Source organism: Arcobacter sp. CECT 8989, assembly GCF_004116715.1.
Classification (GTDB): domain Bacteria; phylum Campylobacterota; class Campylobacteria; order Campylobacterales; family Arcobacteraceae; genus Halarcobacter.
Window position 1 is genome coordinate 216,475 of record NZ_PDKE01000001.1, and the last position, 22,733, is coordinate 239,207.

The 22,733-nt window shown below is 30.0% G+C and carries 29 protein-coding genes; 13 read left to right on the forward strand and 16 right to left on the reverse strand.

Going from position 1 to position 22,733, the window contains the following annotated elements; all coding sequences use genetic code 11:
* Position 1: 1 nt before the first annotated feature.
* The 14 genes from CRV02_RS00950 to CRV02_RS01015 form a co-directional block, all read right to left on the reverse strand.
* Positions 2-1,936: a Mu-like prophage major head subunit gpT family protein gene (locus CRV02_RS00950; RefSeq protein ID WP_129088767.1), complete on the reverse strand. Its 1,935-nt coding sequence runs from the start codon at positions 1,934-1,936 to the stop codon at positions 2-4.
* Positions 1,923-3,383 (reverse strand): phage portal protein, encoded by a 1,461-nt coding sequence (locus CRV02_RS00955; RefSeq protein ID WP_129088768.1) that lies wholly within the window; start codon positions 3,381-3,383, stop codon positions 1,923-1,925. The genes CRV02_RS00950 and CRV02_RS00955 overlap by 14 nt, the downstream gene beginning before the upstream one ends.
* Positions 3,383-3,607 (reverse strand): hypothetical protein, encoded by a 225-nt coding sequence (locus CRV02_RS00960; RefSeq protein WP_129088769.1) that lies wholly within the window; start codon positions 3,605-3,607, stop codon positions 3,383-3,385. The genes CRV02_RS00955 and CRV02_RS00960 overlap by 1 nt, the downstream gene beginning before the upstream one ends.
* Positions 3,608-3,801: 194 nt before the next feature.
* Entirely contained in the window at positions 3,802-4,032 is a 231-nt protein-coding gene (locus CRV02_RS00965) for a hypothetical protein (protein ID WP_129088770.1), read from the reverse strand.
* The gene (locus CRV02_RS00970) at positions 4,032-5,912 is read right to left on the reverse strand and encodes a phage terminase large subunit family protein (RefSeq protein ID WP_129088771.1); all 1,881 of its coding nucleotides are present in this window, start codon (positions 5,910-5,912) and stop codon (positions 4,032-4,034) included. The genes CRV02_RS00965 and CRV02_RS00970 overlap by 1 nt, the downstream gene beginning before the upstream one ends.
* Positions 5,902-6,567, reverse strand: coding sequence for a hypothetical protein (locus CRV02_RS00975; RefSeq protein ID WP_129088772.1), 666 nt, complete (start codon positions 6,565-6,567; stop codon positions 5,902-5,904). Before CRV02_RS00975 ends, CRV02_RS00970 begins: the two co-directional genes overlap by 11 nt.
* A gap of 132 nt (positions 6,568-6,699) precedes the next feature.
* Positions 6,700-7,401 carry a hypothetical protein gene (locus CRV02_RS00980; RefSeq protein WP_129088773.1) on the reverse strand — a complete coding sequence of 234 codons (702 nt, stop codon included), beginning with the start codon at positions 7,399-7,401 and terminating at the stop codon, positions 6,700-6,702.
* Entirely contained in the window at positions 7,398-8,252 is an 855-nt protein-coding gene (locus tag CRV02_RS00985) for a hypothetical protein (RefSeq protein WP_129088774.1), read from the reverse strand. Before CRV02_RS00985 ends, CRV02_RS00980 begins: the two co-directional genes overlap by 4 nt.
* Entirely contained in the window at positions 8,245-8,433 is a 189-nt protein-coding gene (locus CRV02_RS00990) for a hypothetical protein (protein ID WP_129088775.1), read from the reverse strand. The genes CRV02_RS00985 and CRV02_RS00990 overlap by 8 nt, the downstream gene beginning before the upstream one ends.
* The gene (locus tag CRV02_RS00995) at positions 8,433-9,779 is read right to left on the reverse strand and encodes a DnaB-like helicase C-terminal domain-containing protein (protein ID WP_129088776.1); all 1,347 of its coding nucleotides are present in this window, start codon (positions 9,777-9,779) and stop codon (positions 8,433-8,435) included. Before CRV02_RS00995 ends, CRV02_RS00990 begins: the two co-directional genes overlap by 1 nt.
* Before the next feature lie 5 nt (positions 9,780-9,784).
* Entirely contained in the window at positions 9,785-9,985 is a 201-nt protein-coding gene (locus tag CRV02_RS01000) for a helix-turn-helix domain-containing protein (protein ID WP_129088777.1), read from the reverse strand.
* Entirely contained in the window at positions 9,975-10,154 is a 180-nt protein-coding gene (locus CRV02_RS01005) for a hypothetical protein (RefSeq protein ID WP_129088778.1), read from the reverse strand. The genes CRV02_RS01000 and CRV02_RS01005 overlap by 11 nt, the downstream gene beginning before the upstream one ends.
* 3 nt (positions 10,155-10,157) lie before the next feature.
* Entirely contained in the window at positions 10,158-10,682 is a 525-nt protein-coding gene (locus tag CRV02_RS01010) for a phage regulatory CII family protein (RefSeq protein ID WP_129088779.1), read from the reverse strand.
* 24 nt (positions 10,683-10,706) lie between these two features.
* On the reverse strand, positions 10,707-10,919 hold the full coding sequence (locus CRV02_RS01015; protein ID WP_129088780.1) for a hypothetical protein: 213 nt from the start codon (positions 10,917-10,919) through the stop codon (positions 10,707-10,709).
* Between the two features lie 92 nt (positions 10,920-11,011).
* Here CRV02_RS01015 and CRV02_RS01020 point away from each other — a divergent pair, with 92 nt between their 5' ends.
* The 3 genes from CRV02_RS01020 to CRV02_RS01030 all read left to right on the forward strand — a co-directional run bounded on the left by CRV02_RS01020 (position 11,012) and on the right by CRV02_RS01030 (position 12,927).
* Positions 11,012-11,728, forward strand: coding sequence for a S24 family peptidase (locus CRV02_RS01020; protein WP_129088781.1), 717 nt, complete (start codon positions 11,012-11,014; stop codon positions 11,726-11,728).
* Between the two features lie 147 nt (positions 11,729-11,875).
* Positions 11,876-12,562 carry a hypothetical protein gene (locus CRV02_RS01025; RefSeq protein ID WP_129088782.1) on the forward strand — a complete coding sequence of 229 codons (687 nt, stop codon included), beginning with the start codon at positions 11,876-11,878 and terminating at the stop codon, positions 12,560-12,562.
* A 98-nt stretch (positions 12,563-12,660) separates the two neighbouring features.
* Positions 12,661-12,927: a hypothetical protein gene (locus tag CRV02_RS01030; RefSeq protein WP_129088783.1), complete on the forward strand. Its 267-nt coding sequence runs from the start codon at positions 12,661-12,663 to the stop codon at positions 12,925-12,927.
* On the opposite strand, the gene CRV02_RS01035 is transcribed toward CRV02_RS01030, so the two are convergent.
* Positions 12,928-13,269: a hypothetical protein gene (locus tag CRV02_RS01035; protein ID WP_129088784.1), complete on the reverse strand. Its 342-nt coding sequence runs from the start codon at positions 13,267-13,269 to the stop codon at positions 12,928-12,930. It lies immediately after the preceding gene.
* Between the two features lie 338 nt (positions 13,270-13,607).
* Positions 13,608-13,985: a hypothetical protein gene (locus CRV02_RS01040; protein ID WP_129088785.1), complete on the reverse strand. Its 378-nt coding sequence runs from the start codon at positions 13,983-13,985 to the stop codon at positions 13,608-13,610.
* A 289-nt stretch (positions 13,986-14,274) separates the two neighbouring features.
* Here CRV02_RS01040 and CRV02_RS01045 point away from each other — a divergent pair, with 289 nt between their 5' ends.
* From CRV02_RS01045 to CRV02_RS01090, 10 genes are all read left to right on the forward strand, one after another.
* Positions 14,275-14,457, forward strand: a complete 183-nt coding sequence (locus tag CRV02_RS01045) for a hypothetical protein (protein WP_129088786.1) — start codon at positions 14,275-14,277, stop codon at positions 14,455-14,457.
* 100 nt (positions 14,458-14,557) lie between these two features.
* Positions 14,558-14,797, forward strand: coding sequence for a hypothetical protein (locus tag CRV02_RS01050; protein WP_129088787.1), 240 nt, complete (start codon positions 14,558-14,560; stop codon positions 14,795-14,797).
* Between the two features lie 289 nt (positions 14,798-15,086).
* Entirely contained in the window at positions 15,087-15,695 is a 609-nt protein-coding gene (locus tag CRV02_RS01055; RefSeq protein WP_129088788.1) for a hypothetical protein, read from the forward strand.
* Positions 15,696-16,235: 540 nt separating this feature from the next.
* Entirely contained in the window at positions 16,236-17,264 is a 1,029-nt protein-coding gene (locus tag CRV02_RS01060; protein WP_129088789.1) for a hypothetical protein, read from the forward strand.
* A gap of 13 nt (positions 17,265-17,277) precedes the next feature.
* Positions 17,278-17,613 (forward strand): diversity-generating retroelement protein Avd, encoded by a 336-nt coding sequence (avd, locus tag CRV02_RS01065; RefSeq protein ID WP_129088790.1) that lies wholly within the window; start codon positions 17,278-17,280, stop codon positions 17,611-17,613.
* Positions 17,614-17,886: 273 nt separating this feature from the next.
* A complete protein-coding gene (locus tag CRV02_RS01070; RefSeq protein ID WP_129088791.1) occupies positions 17,887-18,864 on the forward strand; it encodes a reverse transcriptase/maturase family protein in 978 nt (325 codons plus the stop codon).
* A gap of 796 nt (positions 18,865-19,660) precedes the next feature.
* Positions 19,661-19,984, forward strand: coding sequence for a hypothetical protein (locus CRV02_RS01075; protein ID WP_129088792.1), 324 nt, complete (start codon positions 19,661-19,663; stop codon positions 19,982-19,984).
* Positions 19,981-21,207 (forward strand): phosphoadenosine phosphosulfate reductase family protein, encoded by a 1,227-nt coding sequence (locus CRV02_RS01080; RefSeq protein ID WP_129088793.1) that lies wholly within the window; start codon positions 19,981-19,983, stop codon positions 21,205-21,207. The genes CRV02_RS01075 and CRV02_RS01080 overlap by 4 nt, the downstream gene beginning before the upstream one ends.
* Positions 21,208-21,333: 126 nt before the next feature.
* On the forward strand, positions 21,334-21,687 hold the full coding sequence (locus CRV02_RS01085) for a hypothetical protein (RefSeq protein WP_129088794.1): 354 nt from the start codon (positions 21,334-21,336) through the stop codon (positions 21,685-21,687).
* Positions 21,684-22,730, forward strand: coding sequence for a site-specific integrase (locus CRV02_RS01090; protein WP_129088795.1), 1,047 nt, complete (start codon positions 21,684-21,686; stop codon positions 22,728-22,730). The genes CRV02_RS01085 and CRV02_RS01090 overlap by 4 nt, the downstream gene beginning before the upstream one ends.
* The last annotated feature ends 3 nt before the right edge of the window (positions 22,731-22,733 follow it).

The window sequence follows — 22,733 nt, forward strand, 5'->3', positions numbered from 1 at the left end:
TTTATGCTCCTAAGTTTTTATAAAGACCTTTGTGGTCCTCTGCAAATAATCCAAAGTCAAAAACACACTCAAACTCTGTACCACTTAAACTTGAATTGTTTTCTTTAACCACCGGCATTCCATTTGTACCTTGTAAAGTACCAGTTTTGATAGTTTTTCTAGCTGCTGCTAAATACCAAGGGTTAGCATCTAGTTCACTCTCTACGATAAGTTCATATCCACCTTTATGTGGGTTTGCTACACCACTTTGACTTGCACTAATATCTGCTTCACTAGTAAGAATCTGTTTTGCAATAGTTTCATTTTCTGGTGATACAATTAGATACTTTGGATTGATATTTAATGCAACCGTTCCATCTTTTTGTCTTCTCATCGCAGTTCTAGCAGCAGTAAGAGGTTCACTTGCAAGTTTAGCACCAGATGATGATAAGTTTTTATGTTCTGCATTAAATAGAGTTTTCCCATCAGCCATTTTGTATTTTGCAAACTCATTTTTAGCTTGAAGTAAATCATAAACTAAGCCATTTGCAGTTCTTTTAGCCATAGTTCCAAACTCATTTACAATACTTGTAAACACACCTAAATCATCATTGATAATCATTTGTCTAGTTAAGAAAAACTTCTCTCCGTACGATTCAAGTTTCCATGATTCACCATTTTCACCAAACTCAATATTTTTTGCTTCACTTCTTTCACCAAGCTTTCTAAGTCTTCCATTTGAGTTTTTAAAACCAACTTCATTTCTTGTTCTAAAGTCAGGTAAATCAACATTTTGAGTCCATAAGTGATATGTTCCTTCTTGTTGTTCAAATGAGTCAGCAACAACTCTGTTTGCAACATTTCCAAGCAAAAGTGTAAAGTCAGATGAGCTCATAGCTCTTTGAGCTAACTCCATTCTGTCATAACCGTTATACTGTGTAATAGCTCTTGCAACATCTAGTAAAGTTGCATTTCTGAACATATTTGTATTTTCATGAGGCTTATCAACTTTTACACCACATCTTAATGCAAGAGAATCTACGATTGCACCTCTCATCTCATTAGCACCTGGTACTCCACCAACTACAACTCTTGCAGCACTTGATTTTCTAATATTTTCTTCAATTACACTTTTTCTTACTTGATCAACTGATGTACCATCTGAGATAAACTCATTTGCTCTTTCTTGATCAATCATTCCAGCTGTAACAAGTTGATTGATTTCAGATGTTCTTGCTCTCTCAGCATCAAGAACTTTTTTTGTTTCATCAGCATTTTGTGAACCTGCACCTCTTTTTTCTTCTTTTTCCATTTTTTCAAGTTCTTTTTTTCTTTGCTTTTGCTCATCACTTAAAGCATCAATTGAAGTTCTTAAAGCTTCTAACTCTTTTCTTAATTCTTCTGGCATATTCTTTTCCTCTCTTTTTTGATTTCTACCTACTACGGCACCTTTGTCAAAACCAATACCCACTGCACTTAATTCTCTTATTTCAAAATCAGTTACTGTGACAAGAGTTGGTTCGTCTTTTCTCTCTTCTACAGTTACAGTATTGATTTTATATCTAACTGAGCAATCTGTTAAAATCCCATCTACATATTTTCTGAAAATCTTTTCACTATCTTCATCAGTTCCAAAGATTACATCTGCTTTAAGCTGACCATCTTCAACTCTAATATTTACAACTCTACCTATGGCGGAATCAACTGAATCATTATGATCTTTGAAAAATGTTTTAAGTCTTTCATAGTTTGCTCCATTAACATCTAATCTTTCAATATAAATCTCTTCCTTCCACCAATCATATCTTTCACCATCATTGTCAGATGAGATGATGATAAATGGAACAGTTCTACTCTCTTCATCTATTTTTAATGAATTATCAAAATTCAATTTTCTCTCAAAGCTTTGACCTTGAACTTTGTCAACAACTTTATGTCTTTTGTTAATTTTTGGCATTTTTTTCCTCACTTTCAATAGGTAGATTTGCTTTTTTTCTCTTTTCTAAAAGCATTTTTTCTTCTACTATTTGTTCATCAATTATTTCTTCATAGCTTCTACCTTTTGATGCAGCAGCTCTTGTTCTTGAATTGATTCCTAGTTCAATCTCTTTTTCAGTAGCTTTAATATCTTTTAATGGGTCCACCCACTCTCTTTCAGGCATAACCCACACTGGTTTTATATATTTATGTTTATTTTTGAAGTAATCATTAGGTGCTTTTAAATTCCCAACTAACACTTGAGAATCAACAAAAGCTTCAAACATAGGATTTAATGCATTTGCAACCATACTTTGCTGCTCATCATCAAATCTTTTATTATCCTGGATAAGACCAGCTCTAGCACTTGCAAAATTAACTTTTGAGTAGTCTCTAAAAGCTAGTTCATAAGAAATATCTCTACCTGCTGATATAAGCCTAATAGTTGTAGTTACAAAATCATTGTAAGAGTTGCCTTGCTGAGTAGATTGAACAGTTTGCACTTCTTCACCTTGTCTTAGATATTTAATCATCCCTGCTGTTATCTCTTTAATTGGTTCAGGTGAACTTTGTTTTTCAGCTGCTTTTTTATCTCCAAACATACTTTTTGCAATATCACTTGTTTTTATAAAAAGACCAAAAGAACTAAGAATTCTATTTTTAACTATTTCACTATCGTTGTATGCTGCAAAATCTTTTAGGTTGTTAATAACTTGTGCATAATCTGATATACCTCTATATTGACTACTTCTTTCAATATCGAAAAAATGAATTATATTTTGAGCATCAAATCTATTTGAAGAAAAAGAGTTTATAGATTCTTTTAAGTGATATGCAATTGGCTTACCATATCCATCAACTTCAACACCAGAAAAAACATCATTGTTTTTATTCTTAGTAAGTCTAGTATCAAACTGATCTGACTCTATAAACTGAAATTTAAGAGGAAACTTCTTATCTTTGGTCCACACCTTGTTTATAAGCATCTCACCATCAGTCATTTTTGTTTTTAAAAGTAGTTTTTGAGACTGATATAAACCTAACCTTGCTGCTACATCAAAGTTATCCTTTTTGATGAACTCATTCCATAAGTTTTCAAGTTCGGAGTTAAACTTTGATGCATTAGCTAAATCATCTTCTTTGACTTTAGATTGTAAAGAGATTCCTTTTCCAACAACATTTTTAACTATAGATTTGTCAATTGATTTAGTAATAGGATTATTTGCAGAAAGCCATCTAGCTCTTGCCTTTAGCATATCTCTATCTGTACCTGCTTGTAGCTCGAAATGATTATTCGTAATATTGAAATCTCTATTTAGCCTCGTAGATTTTGCACCCTCATAAAAAGCTCTTTCATACTCTTTTGAAAGTGCTCCACCTGTAAGAAGGTTTGCAGTTACACCAACTGTTCTACTAAAAATATTCATTATGAAAAACTCGCAAGTGAAGTATCACCAGATGGTGTAGTGTTTTGACCCTCCGTATAGTTTCGGCCATAAGTATTTATTTTGTTAAGTAATCTATCTCGTTCTTCATACAACCTAAAAAGAGTTCCCCTTGCGAGTTGTTTATCACCAGTTTGATAAGACTGTGAACTTTGTGCTTTTCTAATATCAGTAAGTATTTGATCGTATTGTTCACCAAGAGTCATTCGATTACCTTTATTTTTTTGATAATCGAATTTTGACAGTTTTTGAAAATCTTTTTTAGGGTATTTTTTTTACCCTAGATTTTTTTAAAAAATTATGGTATTTAGGTTGTGTTATTTAAGTAATAATTAAAAAGGTTGTAAAATACTACCACTTAGGCAATAGTTCACAACCTAAATAAAAAATAATTTAACTTTTAATGGTTTTCTTTAATATCAGGGTAATCATTTTTCAATTTTTCAATAATATTTTCATACAAATTTGGTGTTTTCATCAACTTCTCAAGTGCAAGCCCAAGAGGAAGTTCTTCTTCTACCATAATATGATCAATTACTTCAATCGTTCTATGACTAAGGGAAGGCTTGTTTTTTAAATTAATTCTACTATCCCAAAAAGATTTATTTCCTATTATTTGGTCTTTTGACATTAGTATTCATCCCTCCAATCATTAAATCCATCAGTTCCTGTTGATTCTTCTTGTTCACCATAGTTTTCATTGTTAACTTCATTCTCAACTTTGAACTTAAATTCCTGCTCTATATCATCCCAGTCCATACCGCTAGGATAAAACTCATTTTCTAGGATTTTAAGTGCAGCCATTGAATAAACTCTACAATCGAGTGCTTCATTTCTAGTTCTAAACTTTTCCCATCTTCCTTTTTCATCTCTTTTTTCTGATGTAAGCATCTTCCAGTATTTTTCATTATAAATTTCATTTTGTGGATAGTGCATATATCCTGGTCCTTCTTCTTCTATTTTCATGAAGCTATTTATTTTATCTTTTGCACTATTTACACCCACACTATAAAGTCTTACTGTTCCTTTACTTACTCTGCTTGCTGTTCCTTTAATAATTGGAGTTTCAACCTCTTTTGCACCCTTAATACAAAATACATTCATTTCATACCTAGGTCTGCAGTAGTCATATACTGCATCAGTATTATGTCCACCAGAGTCCACGCACATTGCCATAATTTTAAGATCTATTCCACTTTCATGACTAAAAGACTTTTCCAATAGCCTATCAAGCTTTTGCCATACTTTTGGATAATCTGGATTTCCTTCAAGTACTATATAATCGATTGACCAGCTTTCACCATATTTCCCCCAGCCTACAATCTCTACTTCTAATCTATCTGGCTGAGTGTCTACTCCTGCTGTCAATATGTAAACTCCATTTGGTACTTCCGCTTTATACTCTTCAAGTCTATTTTTAAAGGTACTTGTATCTATTTTGTCAAATTTCTCTTCCCAAACTTTTGCATCTTTTGTATTGGTCCATCCTGCCATTTTTGTAGTATCTTTTTTTGTCTTCATATCTTTATATGCATCTAAATACTTCTGGAATAATTCATTCCATCTTGCAAAAGGAGAATAATAAGAAGGCACTCTATAGCCTTTGTGCGTTCTTTCTGGAAATTTATGAACATATCTAGCTCCATTCTCTTCTTTCATCATATTGTGCTTCATATGCTCTTCTATGATACATCCATTTGACTGACACACAAAAACTACATCACCAATCAACTGATAATGCTCATCATGTTCAAATCTAAACCCATCCTTTTCAAATACAACATCTTCACCACAATGTGGGCACTTCATAGTATATAAAGCTTGTGAAGATGATTCATATTTAGGAAGTATTTTTGAACTTTCTTTTTTAGCAGGAGATGAATTATTATAAATCTTTTTATTTGTAGGAAAACCTTCTGTTCTATTCCATGCTAGGTCAACAGGACAACCACCCTCGACTTCCAAAGGCCATCTATCTATATCATCATTTACTACTACTCTTCTACTGTTAGATGCAAAGGTTGTAGGTGAGTTTGACCATCCAAGCTTTATAGATCCACCGCTAAAAATCAGTTCTGTAGTACTAGAACCATCCTTAGTCTTTTTCTCTCTTATTTTTTCTTTAAGTACACTAGTAGAATTTACAGAAGGCCATAACTTTGAAATTGCATGAGTTCTTACTGCATCTTGTGTAGGAAGTATCTGAAGCATTGGACAAGGGTATAAATGAGCATAGCAAAAAAGCATATTATTACCAAGTTCAGTAAAACCAAGTTGAGTTCCTTTTATTACTGTAACCTCAGGTGTTTTTGATTGTGGTGAAAGTTCATAAGCAATCTCTTCTAAATAAGGCATTCTATCTGTTCTATATTTACCTGGTTCACTTGAACTTTCACTTGGTAAAATTCTATACTCATCTGCCCATTGTGCAACACTCATAACTGGATCAGGTTTTAGTCCTTTTTTAAAATAATTGATTAATTCAATATTGATAATAGGATTATGACTCATGTGATAAGTTCCCTAAAATTATTTGAATTTCTTCCATTAAAACATCTTCAATATCTTTAATATCAGTTTTGCCAACTACTCTTAATGCCATTTTATTTGGATAATTCAATAATGCATCTCTTATTCTTCTTGATGCTTCAAAAAAGGTCTGTTCCACTTCTTGTTTAGATACATACTCGCCAATCTTTATTAGATAGTCATACTCTGCAATTTTCCCCATATAATGTTCTCGATGAGCTTTTGCATCTGCAAATTTAACTTCTTCTAAATTATCATCACCAGTTTTTATATTTTTATTTCTTGCTTCTTCTTCTTTTTGTTTAAATTCTTCATATGCCTTTTGCTTTTCTTTTTCAATCTTATCTTTTTCTTCTTCTGATAAGTATTCATAAGATGCATAAGGAACTTCACCTTCAAGAGGTAATGATGATGTAGTCTGCACAAATATCCTACTAGATTCTTTTTCTTTCTTTGGTGTTCGACTTTTTTTAAGTACTCCATTTTCATCAAGTAGACCAAAGTCTTTTAATGATTGTTTTGCTTTTTCTACATCAATTTTATTATCATCTTCTTTTTGAATCACACCTTTTTTTATAAGCTTAGAAATATTTTGCTGACTACATTTAACTAAACTTGCAAATTTTGTCTGGTTCAATCTCACTTTTTTCTCCTATTACCACTACAACTTAATGTTTAAAAACTACAACCAACTTTAAAGTCATAAAACTGCGTAACTATCGGGGTTCGCACTACCCTCAACACTTTCATATTCTCAGAAGGACCCATTTTATTTTGCAGTACTAATTGCACGAGTCCATGCTTTATCAAAGTGTTCTTTTCCTCTTAACTCATAAACCATTTTAAATGTTTTTTTCATATCAAAACTTTTTTTATAATTTGGTTTTTCTGATATTCTTAAAATACATACAGGCTTATCAGTTCCTGGCATTCTCGCATATACTCCTGGTGCAAGTGGAGATTTACTTTTACCTGAGATAATAAAAAATCTTAATGATGTTTTACTTTTTCTTTTTCTACTTGCTAAAGTTTCATTTGCACTATACCCTGCTTTATAATTTAATTTTAATTGAGACATCATTTGTACATACATACTTGCTTTAATTCTCACACCTGGCGATGGAGTTAATATCTCATGTTTGTACATATACCCTAATGCAATTAATGCTTTCTCCATTCCTTTTCTACTTCTATCTCCACCTGTATAATGTTGCTTTAATGCATAATATCCCCAGTTCCATTCATCAATATAAATCTCTGCATATGGTCTTGATTTTGTAGCTCTTTTAATCCTGATAGCATTTGGTAGTTTCTTTTTCCAATTAAGTCCTGATTTAATTTCTTTTTTATGTGCATTTAAAAAATCAAACGCAATATTGTTTGTTGTTAACATAAGAGCATATGGAACTTGTCTCTTTTCAATATCATTAAGACTATTGATAAATAAGTTGATATTTGTTTCAATTCTCATGCTATATACCCAAACCTTTTCTCTTGGATGTATGCAGCAACATTTGAAGATTCAATCTTAAGTTTATTTTGTTCATCTGATATAAATAGATTTTCATTATCATAAAACCAACCTCTATGTTCTTTACTATTCTTATCTTTAATCCATGCTCTTTTAGGAACATATGAATCAATCAATCCATTTAAAAAACCATCAAAATCTTTTTGGTAAGTTAAATCAATTGAGTTTTTATATTTATCAATAGCTTCTATCAATATTTTTATATCAGTATTTTTCCATCTTCTTTTATAAATAGTTTGGCTTCTTCCTTTATTGGAAGATTTTTTATCATATCTATTCCAAAGAATTTCAAAGTTAGCACTATAGCTATTTCTTTTATTAGAAGAATTTTCATTAGCTGAATCTTCAGATTCTGCATTTATATTACTATTATTTATACTGTTAGAATCTTTGTTCAATTGCTGTTCACTTTCACTTTTTGAAGTGTTTCCTTTAGTTTTTTGAAAGTCCTTATTATTGGTACTTTGATTTTGTTTTTGCTGTTCACTTTCACTTTTTGAAGTGTTCACTTTGGGTTCACTTTTATTTGAAACAGAACTATAGTGTGACTCATTTTTTATACTCCAATAAGTAAAGAACTTCTCTATTTCTAACTTAAATTCTTTAATCCATTTATGAGTAGTTCCAGATGAAGAAAGATTCCAACTATTTTTATAAAACCTTACAGAATTAACTGAATCACTGTGCATATCTAAAAAGTATTCTAAAAATGCTCTTGCCTTTTCTCTCTTGCCTTTTTGCTGAAGAGCTTCAACATAACCAGTTGGAACCATCGCATAATATTTACTCATTTGGTTGTACCTGCTTTCTTATAATCTCTATACTTTCACCAAAGCCAGCAATTTCTAAGACTTGCATCTGTTCTTTATATTTTCTCATCATCATTGGGTTTGCATACTTTAAAATCTCTTTTAACTCTTTTGGTGTAGACACTTCTACTTCTTCATTTGTAATCAAATTAATAATCTTCATCACATCATTATGGGTGGAATTTCAACGTTTCCATTCTCTGGATATATAGTTATACTTGGATAATTTCCAAAACTATTAGTCGGTCCATTGAAATCTAAATTAACTACACCTGTTGCACCATTTCTATTTTTTAATATTAATAGATTTGCAGGATTCACAGGTGGTTCTATCTCGTTTTTATTTGCTTTTTCATAATAGCTGTCTCTATGTGGGAAAATAGCTTTATCACAATCCTCTTCAAGTGAGCCTGTATCTTTAAAGTCAGACAGCATTGGTCTAAAACTTTTTCTACCTTTTAAATCTCTATTTAATTGAGATAAAGGCATAACCACTACATTATGCTCCTTTGCTATTTGTTTTAGCATTTTAGTTCCTGCAGTTAACTCCTCTCTTTTAAACCTACTATCTGTTTTTGTATATCCTAAATGATCAATAATCCAAAGAGAAGTATCAAGTCCCAACTTATCTCTTCTTCTCTTCTCTCTTAGAAAACTAGACTTAAGCTGTGCAAAGGTTTTTACTCTATCATGTATTACAAGGTTCTGGTTATACTTCAAGTAGCTCAAGCTTTCATTGAACTTTTCAAAATCTTTCACAACACCTTTTCTTAAATCACTTATGCTCTCTTGGTTCTTATGAGCTAAAATTCTAAGTATTACATCTTCTGCAGGCATTTCTAAAGAATCAACAATAACACCTTTGTTTTTGTCAATATTATGTGAAGCAATCTGAAATGCAAAAGAACTTTTACCCATAGAAGGTCTAGCTCCTACTGCTACCATTTCGCCATACTCTAAAAGTCCTAGCACATTGTCTAGCTGCTTTATCCCTGTAGTGATACCATTTTTAACGCCATCATATGATTGTTTAAATTTTGTATGAAAGTTCTCAACAATTTGTTCAAGTGAAGCAGTTGTTTGAGTAGTTGTATCTGCAATACCATAAAAAGAGTCTTCTATTTGATTTAGTGCTTCATCTGCACTGGTGTCATCTTCAATACATACTTTCTTTATAGTTGTAGCTAAACTTGCAAGTTTTCTTTTCAAAGAGCTATCTTTTATCTCTTTTACATAAGCTTTTGTATTTGATATAGGATTTGCAGATAATACTTCAAAAAGAACTGAGTCATCAACATCTTTTGTATTAAGCTTTTTTCGTAAGAACTCTTCATCTATAGGAATATCCTTATCAAAAAGTTCTAGCATAGCAGAATATATTTTCTGATGTGCTGGTAAATAAAAGTCTTCACTTTTTAGATACTCTTTTACTCCTGCTAAATCATCACCAAAAAGAAAACTTGAAAGAACAGCTTTTTCAATATTTATTAAAGATAATGTATTGTTCATCAAATCTACTCGCTAAAAGGAGTAAAAGAGTACTCTTTACTCTTTGTTCCATCAATTACTCTTCTATATACGATGTGACCTTTTTTCTCTATCTTGCTTATAACAGCTGCTAAACAAAAACAGTTATAGTCCTGCGCTGCAACTGCTGGTGTAATAGTAAAGCCCATTTGGAGGTGACTTAATATTTCATCTTGTTTACTTGCCATTTTTAAGCCTTTGTTTGTTTAAATATTTTGCAGTCTCAAAAAGTACTGCTTTCATATCTTTTATTGTTCCAGATGGTTTATTGGCTAAGCACAATGGTTGTAACGCCTGGTTAAATTCATCTTTGTCAAAAATAGGAAAAGGTATTCCTTGTATTCTATGCATCTTCATAACTTACTCCTCATACTCTTCAATATCAACTGGAACAATTCTCTCAATTGCATTTAGCTCTTTTTGTTTTGCTTCAAGAGCTTCCATTGCTTCTTTTTTCATAGCTTCTTTTTCTTCCACAGTAAACTTACCATCGGCAGAGGCTTTTTTTATTTCAGCCCATGATTCGTTTGACTCCATTTGAGCTTTATCTGATAAGCTATTTAGTTCTTCTACAGTAGTTTCTTCATCAGTTTCAGTTGATGTCATTACAAAACCAAACATCTCACACATATACTTTAATGGTGCATGTGATTTTGTTAGCTCTTGGATATGAAGTAGCTCTGTGATAGTTATATCTGTATCATCTTTTGTTCTTTTTAGTTTATTTTCTAAAGAGCCCCAAGATGCAAGTCCAATAGTGTGAGCAAAAGTATCTTTCTCCATATTTTCTTTTTTACAAAAAGATAAAATATCTTTTCTAATAGAAACTAAAAGCCCATGCTCTTTTTTTCTTTTGTTTCCTCTGTAATCATAATTACTTGTCATCTTTTCCCTTTCTACTAACTTCTTTTATACTTTTTGTACTTCATCCAAGTGTTCTTTTTCCTGTACACTTTCCATATAAGATTCAATATCTTGCCATGCAGTAAATGGTATATTATGCTCTTGATTTAGCTTTAGCATAATCTCATAGTTTGGTTTTCTAGTGCCGCCTAAAATGGCATAAACTGTTCTATCAGCATAATGACTTGATAGAATTTTAAATAATTGTTCACGTTTCATAAGCTAATTGTACATAATGTACTTTTAAATAAAACTTAACATGAGTACCATATGTACTTTTTAATACTGTACAATAAGTACAAAGGAGTATTATGTTTCATATTTTTTTAGATAAAGCACTAAGTGACAGAAAAATTACAAATCCATTTTTATCAAATATTTTAATTGAAAATTATGGGTATAAAATCAGTAAAGAAAGCCTTGCAAAATATAGAAATGGAACAAGGACACCAGAGCCTCAATTAATTTCACATATTGCTAACTATTTAAATATTCCAGAACAAGACTTGTTTAATCCAGAAGCAAAAGAACAGATAGTAAAAGATGAACTAAAAAACAACCCTCATAAATACGCCCTAAAAGAAAAAGAACTAGATCAAGTAAATGCTACATACTATGAAGATATCTATGCATGTATGGGCTCAAATGAAATCATAAATGATGAATCAAACAGTTCTATCATGACTTTTGATAGAAAGTTTTTAGAAAAAGAGCTTGGGAAACATAATTTTAAAAACTTGACAGTAATAAAAACTATAGGGGATAGTATGGAGCCCACTATAAAAGAAGGAGAATTACTTATCATAAGTCCTTTTTTAAATGATCATAATAATATTCTTAGTGGGTCAGTTTATATTATTGCTATAGATGGCAAACCATATGTGAAAAGACTATCAGAACATCCACTTACTCATAATATAGAAATATACTCTGACAATGAAAGGCATCCCTCTTTTAATATCACAGCTGAAAACAAAGATAAACTGGAAGTAATAGGTAGAGTTTTAGGACACTTTTCTTTTTTATAATAAAATATCTTAATAATATATTTTTTAATAAGCACGCTTAATATAAAATCTTAAATAAAAAGGGAGATTTTATATGAGTGCAAACACTATCATACTAAATGGCACGAAAATCAATATAAAACTCAAATCAATCAAAAAAGGAAAGAAATGAAAAAATTAATATTATTCGTATTTGTAATATTTACTTCTACACTCCTTGCAAAATGGAATGTAAGCACTGATAAAGATGAAATGACAGGAAAATATTCTGCATATGCCATATCAAGCAATGTAAAACCTACTAGAACAATGAACTTCCCTTATTCCTCTGTTGAATCTTGGATAGGAATTGGCTGCAACAACAAAAAAAATTGGGCTTATTTAGGGTTTAATCTTGCTCCAAACTTAAATAATACTACAACTAGGAGCGGATACAATGAAATTAGAACAAGGATAAAATTTGATGATGACATTGAATACTATACACTAACACAAGATTGGGGTTCAAAATTTATACATTTTTTTTACCCAGAAGAGATTGTTGAAAAGATAAAGAAATCAAATTCAATGCTTCTTGAACTTAACTGGCATGGTAATGGAAGTACTTATTTCAAATATTCACTTAATGGCTCAACTAAAGCTATCAATAAATCATTTAATAAATGTGGCTATATGAAAATATATAAAAATAAGATAAAAGCTAGAAATGAAGAACTAAAAAGAACAAAGATTGAAGAAAAAGAAAAATATAAACGATATAGTTCGATAAAAACAGAAAAACAAAAGTGTCTTAATAATGGTGGTTCATCTGGTTGGGATTTTGAAAAAGATATTTTTAAATGTATCTATAAATAATAAATTTAAGCCACTTGAAATATAGATTTTATATCCTCAGTCATAGTAACGGATATACCAATAATAGCTATAAAACAATTAATTAAAAAGGTAGATCAATGAAAAAAGAAATCACATTAAAATTTATTGCACATAATGGAAGTACCATACTAAGAGAAGAAGAAATTGATTTCTTACCAGGAATAGGAACAGCTTTTAAAGATGATTCTTTAAGAGATAGCAGCTGTACAGGTCTGTTTATTGTTGTAGATTCTTCATGCATAGTAAAAGATGGTAAATATCTTTGCCTTATTGATGCTCTAGAAACAAATGAAGAAATCTACAAACAAGGATTACAAGAGTTTGTCCTTCAATTAACTAGCTAATCATTTTAAACTTTTATTCAAAATAGTTGAATATTTTTCAGCTATTTTTGAAATTTCATCACCCAACTTATCCAATTCATTTTGAAGTTCAATTAATTCCTTAGGTCTAAAATCCAGTGGATATTGAATCTCTAATTCTAACTTTTCACACTCTTCTTTAAAACAATTATTTTTCATACTGTATAGTTTATTTACATCTTTTGCCGATACTTTTATATCCCAAGATAGTCTTTTTATGTTTTTAACTACTTTATTATAAGTCAAAATTTTTTTAAGTTTATCTTTTTCTACATCTTTTGCTGTCTTTTTAATATGTCTATTTAATACTTTTTTATATTTCATTTTCTTCCTTTTATTTTAAATTTCAAAGAATCATATCATAAAAAAATACTAAATGTACATATTGTACTTTATTTAAGTTTACTTTAAATGTACATTATGTACAATTTTAACATAGCTTATCAAAACTGATAAGAAGTTCTTTAAAAGTTAGATGTTAAAAGGTAATAGTATGTATATATTATTAGGATTATCAATTATTGTTATATGTATTTGCTTATTATTTATATCTTTTCTTATTTTAAATAGAAAGACAAAACATATAAGCAAAGAATGCAGATGTAAAAATTGTACTAACTTTGATAAATGTCAAGTTAGAGTAGATAAGTGTATTTCTGTTTTTATACCAAAGCAAGTGCAAGAAAAGTGATACCAAGAAGATAAAATGCAATAGATGAAAGCTTTATCTTTCTTATTTCTTTTTTTCCCTTTGGTATTTTTACATTAGGGATATGTCCCCATGACTCTCCTGTAAGAGGGTTTATTTGATGGTATTCTCCTATCTCATAGTCATTTATCATAAATCTAGTACTACTTTCTCCCATACCAATAAAAAAGAATCCTATAGAAGCAATTAGTATAGTTTTTAAGAACTCCATGTCATTTGGTGTGTAAATACCAATCACACCACCTAAACAAGTTACAAAGACTATAAAAGAACTCACAATCAACATATTATACCACCTTTTAAAATCAAGATTTGTAAATGGATTATCCATAAGTGAGCCTTTATATAAGAGTTTGTAGTTAAATAATTATATCAAAGGTTCTCTTATGTGTAATCACATATGTTATTTTTAAAATCCACTGTTCAAACCCTTGAGTCTTATGTATGAAAATCAAAGCATATATAAGAGCATATATACAAAAGTAAATATGTAAAGGTATCACACGACGAAAGGTCGAAAAGAATTTTTAGAGTTACATCTAAAAGTGATTTGAGTTTATTGAGGTTAAGTACATCACACCAAGAGCAGCAAGTGATGGAATAAATAAAAAGGACTATTCATGAAAAAATATTTATTTGAGAATGCACATAAAGAGCTTATTAAAAAGTTTGATAAAAATAAGAATGAAATATGCTCTATTTGTGATGGATTTGGAACTGTTGAGTTTATAGGAATGAGAAGGTTTGACATTAAATGTGAAACTTGTAATGGAAGAGGAATAATAGAAAAGGATAAAAAATGACACCTACACCAAGTGAACTTGTATTTCTAGTTGTAATTGCCTTTTTAATAGCAATTATCCTAGAACATATACTTCCTACAAGCTGGATGGAGAAAGTATTATGAGTAGTCCTAGTGATTCAATAGTTTTAAACAATACACATTACAAAGAAGAAAAGAGAAAAGATGAAGCAATCATCAGATTACCTACAGAAGAAGATATTAAAAATAGCGATACCATGTATCTTTATGTTGAAAATACACATGGTTCTAAGCAGTTTATTCCTTTTGATTGCACAAATCTTAAAGAGTTGACTATCTGTAATTCAAAGAAGAAGGTCATAGAAAAATTTAATAAATAGTATCTGTTCGCACTTGCGAACACTACTTTAACCCTCATTTGAGACTGTATCTTTGCAGTCTCATGTGGGTGTTATTTCTTGCCTAGCAATAACCCCAGACTTTACTAATAAAATTTTAGAACTAAGTATTGCTTAGTAGTTGCTCTTTTGAGCTAATCAGGGTCAGTCGGAAGTATGTTGTGAAAAACAAAAAAAAGCAAGGATAGGCAAGTCCGACCCTCTTGCCTCTTCAATAAAGTATCTTGTGAGATATTTTGTTGAGGATTAAAATTATTAATAAGGAAACAATATGTCAGAAAATGAAGCAAAAAGAAAAAAAATCAAAATATCAATAGACTCATTAGTTTTAACAAGAGATATTTTAGAAAAAATTGCTGCTGCAATAGACAAGAACAATCCAAGATTTGAATTAAACTACTTATATATTGATAGTACAAATTGTGTCGCTACAAATACTAGAATAATGACAATTTTTGAACATGGACAAAATATAAATGGGTGTTTTTTTGTTCATGGAGAGCTTATTTCTAAAGCTTTAAAAGAGAGAAAAACAAAAGAGTTTATTCTCTCTCACAATAAAATTGAATGTCAAAAAGAAAAAGATTATAACAACATCTTTAGTTTAGAAGAGCATGAGCTTCATGCATATGTAAAATATGAGATGGTTCTTAAACATGAAACACCACAAGAACTACCTTTTTATTATAAAGAAAATATTACTGGTATTTTACTAAGAGAAGATATTCTTATTAATCCAAAGTATATTCCAGATTTTAGTGAGGGTATTATTAAAATAAAAGACTCAAAAAGTCCTATATGTATAGAAGATGGAGAATATAAAATAAAAACAATAATTATGCCTATTGTTGATGTTTTTTCTCATTACAAAGAAGTTTAAAAAAAGTGTTCGCACTTGCGAACACTACAGTCCCTCAGATTGACAAAAGTATAAAATAGTGAAAGTGTCCTATTTTAGGCGACTATTTTATTTTGCCAAAATGAGGGAGTAAAATTAGGTAAGAGACTCTTTTAAATTGGTATAGCCTAAAACTTTATGAAAAATAGTAAACATTTTTGTGAATTATTAAAACTTTTTTCATTTTTTAGAAGAACCTCATTTAGCAAAGTAATTAGGACGAGCTTTTAATATTAGCAGACTAAAGAACTGTTAAGTGGGGTTTGTTTTAAAGTGTGTGTAAAATGGTCTATCAATATTTCAATATATAAATAGGCTATTTTAGGCATATATTTATCTCAAACATAAATAAAGTGTGTAAGTTTTTACCCTACTAAATAGTGTTCCCCACTACGAACACTCAAAAAAATCAATACGAATATTTTTTGTGAGTGAGTTTGAAGAGTACGACAATTAAAAGTTGCTGTTCTGGAACTGCTCACTCTCAAAAGCTATTAAAGCTAAAAAACAAAGGAATTAGTCATGTCAAAAATTGAATTTAGTTATTCAAATAACGGAAAAGAAATAAAAATCTCAGGAGAAGGTGGAGAAGTAAAAGAAATTGCAAAACTTACTTTAAATCCTTCAAGTGCTTTTGTAGGAGCAATGTCTCTTTTAAGTTTAAAGAACTCATTTGATTTCAATGAAGAGGTTGAGAAGCCTATGAAATCAAGAGCAATTATTAAAAAAATCAATGCTCATACTGTAGAAGTAAATGGATATAAACTTTCACTTAAAGATGAAGATATTGATTTCGAAGTTACACCAGGGAGAGACTATTATGTTTACGAATTGTACGATGGGCAACCTTTTATATCAGATGGAAAAGATTTGACTGATAAAAAAATTGGTGGTTTCCACTACGGACTTGCTCCAGAAGATTTTGAACCAATCAACAATATAGATAAAACTCATGCAAAAAAGATTGCAGGAATCAATGCTTACTCTATTTATGATGAGAAACATAGACCAAAGTGTAATCCAGAAGGAATGGTATATATTCCTAAACTTGATATTTGGGCTGATATTTATCTTTTAAACTCTGAGCACAAAGGAAATGGAACAAGCTTTTCAAGTGGAAGTATTGCTGCAGGATATGAAAGCAATGGAAGAAAAAAACCACATGGAGAAAAGAATCTTGTAGGAAAAGTGATTAATGCAATTGCTAATCTTCATAACAAAAGACTTCCTACGAAAGATGAGTTTCAAGTTTTTGCAGATGGTGTAAAAGAAAATGATAGTGCAAGAGATCTTGACGATGGTACTATAAAGTTCTTAGAGAATTTCACCTCGAAATATGGAATCAACCAAGCAACTGGTGTGCAATGGACTTGGACTTCTACAGAATATGGAGAAGATAGAGAAAGTGACCCTAGATATATTTGTGGTGGTTCTCGTTACTCGAACTCCGATGCTGGTTCACGTAGCGCTAACTGGAGCTACTTCGGGCACGGGAGCTATTGGCTCTATGGTTGTCGGTTCGTTTGTGACCCTCTGAATCCTGTTAAGTGAGCGAAAGCGAACGATGAACAATGAGAATCTAGTTATCATTGAAAAATATGAAACTTTTATAAACTACACTTATCCCATGCTACAGAATATTCCAAGAAGGCACGGGGTTTTAAAACAAAAGATTATAGAAATAGTTTTTACTCAACAAGAATTGTTCTATAAAGCTTTAAAATCCAACCAAAAGAGTAAGCTATATGAAGCTGATGCAGGTTTGGCTGCTATTAGATTTTATCTTAGATTTTTATCAAATTCAAAAGCAAAAATAATGTCAAAAAAGCAACACCAAACAGCAGAAATGATTCTTGCTCAGGTTGGAGGTATTTTAAATTCTTGGATAAAGGGCAAATAAGATAAGAACACGTGGTGGTTATCGTAACTCGAACTACAATGCTAGTTCACGTAACGCTAACTGGAACTACTTCGAGAACGAGAACAATTGGAACAATGGTTGTCGGTTCGTTTGTGAGTATAAGTCTTGCTCTCATGTATTGTTACGGCATATATGGAGCGACCTATTATTTATGGTCAGCTTATTTGTCCTGCGTTTAGCAAATACATTACGAGGTCTGTAAAAGTGTGAGTATGTATTAGAAATCACAAGACAGCATTTAAAGGTTAATTAATGGGTAAAAGATATAAGAATCTTTTTGAATCTATTGCAGATATAGATAATCTAAGACTTGCTTATGAAAAAACTGTAAGAGGTGGTAATAGATACACCAAGGGTCACTTAAGATTTAAAGAGTATTTAGAAGTAAACTTATATCTTTTACAAAAGGCACTTATAAATGGAACATATAGACATGGTACTTATCATTGTTTTAATGTATATGAGCCTAAATGTAGAGAGATAAAAGCCTTGCCTTTTAAAGATAGAGTCGTGCAACACGCTATAAATAATATACTTGAACCTATTTTTGAAAAACTATTTTATAGCAGCTCTTATGCTTGCAGAAAAAATAAAGGTACTCATAAAGGTGTAAAGCATGTACAAGCAACACTTAGGAAACTTTCTTTAAATGGTCCAGTTTATTATCTAAAAATGGACTTTAGAAAATACTTTCATAGCATAGATAAACAAGTATTAATGAGAGAAATTCAAAGAAAGATTAGTGATAAAAAAGTTTTAAATCTATTAAAGATATTTCACGACAATAGTAGTAAAGGAATACCAATAGGGAATTTACTTTCTCAACTTTTTGCAAATGTTTACGGACATATTTTTGATAGGTTTGTAAAGACCAGGATTAAAGCTAAGCACTACTTTAGATATATGGATGATACAGTTATTTTAAGTAACTCAAAACAACAGCTAGTAATATATCAAAGAAAACTATCTCTTTTTAGCTATCTATATATGAAACTAAAGTTTAGCAAGTGGTTTATAAATCCTATTTCTAAGCCCTTAAACTTCTTAGGATACAGAATCTCTCCAAAGTATAAATTAATACGTAAAGATAGTGTTATAAGAGCTAAAAGAAAAATCAAAAAATATAGAGCTTTGAACGATAAAAAAAGATTGGAAAGATTTTTAGCTTCTTGGCTAGGTCATGCAAAAAGTGCTGATAGTTTTAATCTTATAAAATCTTTACATATATAAAAAGAGGATGAAAAGAATGACTGAACTTATATCAATAGCACTAGTTCTTATTGCATTTGCAGTATATGCATATAAAAAGAAATCCAATAAAAGATGGAAAAGAGAAAGAAAGATTGATTTTAAGGAAAAATAAGTGTTCGCACTTGCGACCCCTAAATTGACAAAAAATATTAAATACAATATACTAAATTTTTATTAATGGAAAAAGATACCCTGTTTTAAACTACAAGTACCAGTTGTAGTCAGAGTAACTATTTCCACAACTCTAACGGAGTCCTAAGATCTCTTTTATAACCAGATATATTTTAGGACTTCTATTACTATTGTAATGCACATGTTAATAATACAACACATATTGTCTTCCTTTCAAGATTTAAATTAAAAATATTTTTGTTAATCATAAATATTAAATATTAATTTTAGATTAAGTGATAATGTTTAAATCTTTAATATGCAGAATTATAAAACCTATTTATTAAATATTTTAGATAACCTCCTCTTTTTTCAAGAAATATAAAAAATTATAACAAGTTATATATTTTTTTTAATGCAATTTTTTATTAAAATAAACATTATGTACATATTCTAAAACTTTATTTTACTCTACTACAACATAACGACATTTGTAAGTAAGGTATTTAAAATTATCCAACAATCCAAAACAAATTGACTATAGAAAAATAAATAAATTTATAAATTTTAACAATTTACTTTTATCTAAAGTAGTCGTTTAAACGAACAGTTTGGAATTCAATAATTAATCTATATCAAAAACAACAACAAATAAAGGAACATTATGAGTACATCTAAAAAACCAATAAAAAATGGAGATGGTATTTTATATCTAAGTGAAATCAAATCGAATTGGCAAAGCATTTATATCAATAAATTTTTGGATTCCTTTATAGGCTATAGAAAGATTAAAAATATTTATTATCAAAAAGAGCATGGTATATATTATTTATATGTTGAATTTATAGGTTCAGAAGCAAAGCAAATTTTCACAGGTAAAACACATTTTGAGAATTATTTCAAAGCTATGAATATAGCTCGTAAAAATATATCAAAAAGAGAAATGAAAATAAAAAATATTAATTACAAACAAAAGGAATTATTTTGAGTATCAATCCAAATACAAACAAAACAACATATGAAGCACTAAAAGAAAAACAATCTTGGTCATTATGGGAAAAGGTGGAACATACTAAGCAAAGAATAACAGAGTTTGTTGAGTTTGTAGATGGAAAAGCATATGTATCATTTAGTGGTGGTCTTGATAGTACAGTATTAGTTGATATAGCAAGAAGTATTTTCCCTGATATTAAAATAGTCTTTTGTAATACAACAAATGAAGACCCAGAGATTATAAAGTTTGTAAGAACTATTGATAATGTAACTACTCTTTATCCAAAAATGAAATTTAAAAAAATAGTTGAAAAATATGGTTTTCCTTTTGTTAGCAAGAAAGTTAGTAGATCTATTAGTGAGCTAAGAGAAGCTAATCCTAATAGTCCAAATATTAGAAACTTATATCTTTCAGGATTTAATAGAAAATCTCAATTTGTACAATCTTGGAAGCTTGCTAAAAAATGGTATTTTCTTTTTGACAAAAATGTTACTAAATTTGATATTACATCAATATGTTGTGACATACTTAAAAAAGAACCTATGGAAAGATTTCAAAAAGAAACTGGTATGCATCCAATAGTTGGAACAACCGCTGATGAAGGTCAAGATAGGGAACTTAATTATATTAAATATGGTTGTAATATCTATGATAGTAAAAAACCAAAATCTAGACCATTGTCAATATGGACTAATAAGGATATATGGGATTACATTAAAATCAATAATCTACCTTACTGCTCTTTGTATGATGATATGGTTTTAAAAGATGGAACAATAGTAAAAGGTGAAAAAAGAACTGGTTGTGTTGCTTGTGGTATGGGTTGTTCTTTAGAAGAGACAAATAGATTTGAAACATTAAAACTAAGAAACCCTAAACACCATAGAAATATAATGAAATACACTAACAATGGAGTTACATTTGAAGAAGCTTTTAATCATACCTTTAAAACTCCAAAGCAATTTCAAACACATGAATACAAAGAAAAAACTTTGCAAATAGGTTTTGAGACATTAAAAAATGATAATGTTGAGTGTCTAAAACAGACTCACTTATTATTAAGTGAAGAACTTAAAACTGGTCGTGAAACTCAAAAAAGATACTACCAGTTAAGAAAAGAATATGATCATAGAAAAATACTATATATGATATTAAATAAAAAGTTAGATTTCAAATTGAATATAAAAACTAAAACAAGTCTTTTTGACTTTATATAAAAGAGTGACTCTTTATCCAAACTCAGTAAAGGGGAAACTGCCACTCTTGTTTTAGAATTATAGCATATAACTAAAACAATTTAAAGCCATAACTTCAAAAATACAATTTATACAAAGGAGAACACAATGAGCTATTCACCAGACATAATGAAATTATTAGAAGAGAACAATATTGATTCAAGTTCTACTGGACTTGGAACTTTAGAATATCTAAGACTATTGCCCCTACTCTTTGAACAAAATAAAGAACTATTTCAAAGAATCAAACATTTAGAACAAGAGCTTATTCCCAAACTAGACCTAACAAAAAGAGCTGGTGTAAAAAAGTTTTTGAACTGTAGTGATGGAAAGATTTCTAGTATGATGAATGATGGTAGATTAAAAGAAGGTGTACATTTCATCAAAGAGCTTAAAGGAAGAAAAGCTAAAATAACCTTTATCGAAAGTGGGATAAGAGGTTACAAGGAGGAAAACTCATGACCTTTTATTCAAGAAATGGGATTCTTTATGTAAGAATCAATGGAAAACGAATATCTACAAAACTAAAAGATACAAAAGAAAATAGAAAACTTGTATCTTCATATCATAAAAATGATGAGTTCTTTAAAAAGTTCAATGTTAAAAAAAGAGTGTCAAATATTTTAGACCTGTGCCAAGAAGTATTAAGAGAGAAAGAGTCCTCTCTTAAACCAACTTCTTATAAAGTTTATACATCAATATATAGCAGTAGCATTGTACCATACTTTAATAAATATGTTACAGAAGTTGAGCCATATGATATTGACCAATGGTACAAACAATTTAAAAGCAAATCAAATATCATAACTGCAGAAGCCATACTAAAACCTGCCTTTGAAAAAGCAATACTATTAAAAGAGATTTCTCAAACACCTTTTGTAATATCAAAGCCAAAGTTAACAACTGAGTATGAGATTAATCCTTTTAATATTGGTGAAATTAAAACTATTCTTAACAGTACAGATATTGAATGGTTTAGAAACTATCTAGGTATTGCATTTTATACAGGAGCAAGACCTGGTGAAATTGTTGCACTAAAATGGAAAGATATAGATTTCGATAACTATACTATAGATATAAACAAAACGAAGACAAATGGACACCTTCAAACACCTAAAACAAAAAGTTCTGTTAGAATAATAGATATGCTACCTCAGTGCGAAGATTTTCTAAGAGCACAAAGAAAGATTACTGGATTAAGAGAGTATGTTTTTTATGGAACTTTTGACAGAATTATCAACTCTGCTGCATCGCTTAGATGTCATTGGCTGAAGGTTTTCAAAAATTGTGATTTAGATTTTAGAAACTTATATCAAACCAGACACTCTTTTGCAAGTAATATGCTGAGTAATAATGAAGATTTGAGTTGGGTATCTCAAATGCTAGGACATAAAAATACTGCAATCACTCAGCAAAAATATTACAAATATATTCCAAGAAAAGTTCAGGGCAGAAAAAGAACTTTTCTTGATGAATATGACACAAAATCGACACACCACGCATAAGAA

Coding starts and splice junctions, on each gene's coding strand:
- CRV02_RS00965 (WP_129088770.1), bottom strand. CDS start 4,032: ATGTCAAAAGACCAAATAATAGGAAATAAATCTTTTTGGGATAGTAGA.
- CRV02_RS01070 (WP_129088791.1), top strand. CDS start 17,887: ATGGGTAAAAGATATAAGAATCTTTTTGAATCTATTGCAGATATAGAT.
- CRV02_RS00990 (WP_129088775.1), bottom strand. CDS start 8,433: ATGAAGATTATTAATTTGATTACAAATGAAGAAGTAGAAGTGTCTACA.
- CRV02_RS00995 (WP_129088776.1), bottom strand. CDS start 9,779: ATGAACAATACATTATCTTTAATAAATATTGAAAAAGCTGTTCTTTCA.
- CRV02_RS00955 (WP_129088768.1), bottom strand. CDS start 3,383: ATGAATATTTTTAGTAGAACAGTTGGTGTAACTGCAAACCTTCTTACA.
- CRV02_RS01035 (WP_129088784.1), bottom strand. CDS start 13,269: ATGAAATATAAAAAAGTATTAAATAGACATATTAAAAAGACAGCAAAA.
- CRV02_RS00970 (WP_129088771.1), bottom strand. CDS start 5,912: ATGAGTCATAATCCTATTATCAATATTGAATTAATCAATTATTTTAAA.
- CRV02_RS00980 (WP_129088773.1), bottom strand. CDS start 7,401: ATGAGAATTGAAACAAATATCAACTTATTTATCAATAGTCTTAATGAT.
- CRV02_RS01010 (WP_129088779.1), bottom strand. CDS start 10,682: ATGACAAGTAATTATGATTACAGAGGAAACAAAAGAAAAAAAGAGCAT.
- CRV02_RS00985 (WP_129088774.1), bottom strand. CDS start 8,252: ATGAGTAAATATTATGCGATGGTTCCAACTGGTTATGTTGAAGCTCTT.
- CRV02_RS01055 (WP_129088788.1), top strand. CDS start 15,087: ATGTCAGAAAATGAAGCAAAAAGAAAAAAAATCAAAATATCAATAGAC.
- CRV02_RS01020 (WP_129088781.1), top strand. CDS start 11,012: ATGTTTCATATTTTTTTAGATAAAGCACTAAGTGACAGAAAAATTACA.
- CRV02_RS01060 (WP_129088789.1), top strand. CDS start 16,236: ATGTCAAAAATTGAATTTAGTTATTCAAATAACGGAAAAGAAATAAAA.
- CRV02_RS01090 (WP_129088795.1), top strand. CDS start 21,684: ATGACCTTTTATTCAAGAAATGGGATTCTTTATGTAAGAATCAATGGA.
- CRV02_RS00960 (WP_129088769.1), bottom strand. CDS start 3,607: ATGACTCTTGGTGAACAATACGATCAAATACTTACTGATATTAGAAAA.
- CRV02_RS01075 (WP_129088792.1), top strand. CDS start 19,661: ATGAGTACATCTAAAAAACCAATAAAAAATGGAGATGGTATTTTATAT.
- CRV02_RS01005 (WP_129088778.1), bottom strand. CDS start 10,154: ATGAAGATGCATAGAATACAAGGAATACCTTTTCCTATTTTTGACAAA.
- CRV02_RS01000 (WP_129088777.1), bottom strand. CDS start 9,985: ATGGCAAGTAAACAAGATGAAATATTAAGTCACCTCCAAATGGGCTTT.
- CRV02_RS01030 (WP_129088783.1), top strand. CDS start 12,661: ATGAAAAAAGAAATCACATTAAAATTTATTGCACATAATGGAAGTACC.
- CRV02_RS00950 (WP_129088767.1), bottom strand. CDS start 1,936: ATGCCAAAAATTAACAAAAGACATAAAGTTGTTGACAAAGTTCAAGGT.
- avd (WP_129088790.1), top strand. CDS start 17,278: ATGAACAATGAGAATCTAGTTATCATTGAAAAATATGAAACTTTTATA.
- CRV02_RS01040 (WP_129088785.1), bottom strand. CDS start 13,985: ATGGATAATCCATTTACAAATCTTGATTTTAAAAGGTGGTATAATATG.
- CRV02_RS01050 (WP_129088787.1), top strand. CDS start 14,558: ATGAGTAGTCCTAGTGATTCAATAGTTTTAAACAATACACATTACAAA.
- CRV02_RS01015 (WP_129088780.1), bottom strand. CDS start 10,919: ATGAAACGTGAACAATTATTTAAAATTCTATCAAGTCATTATGCTGAT.
- CRV02_RS01085 (WP_129088794.1), top strand. CDS start 21,334: ATGAGCTATTCACCAGACATAATGAAATTATTAGAAGAGAACAATATT.
- CRV02_RS01045 (WP_129088786.1), top strand. CDS start 14,275: ATGAAAAAATATTTATTTGAGAATGCACATAAAGAGCTTATTAAAAAG.
- CRV02_RS01025 (WP_129088782.1), top strand. CDS start 11,876: ATGAAAAAATTAATATTATTCGTATTTGTAATATTTACTTCTACACTC.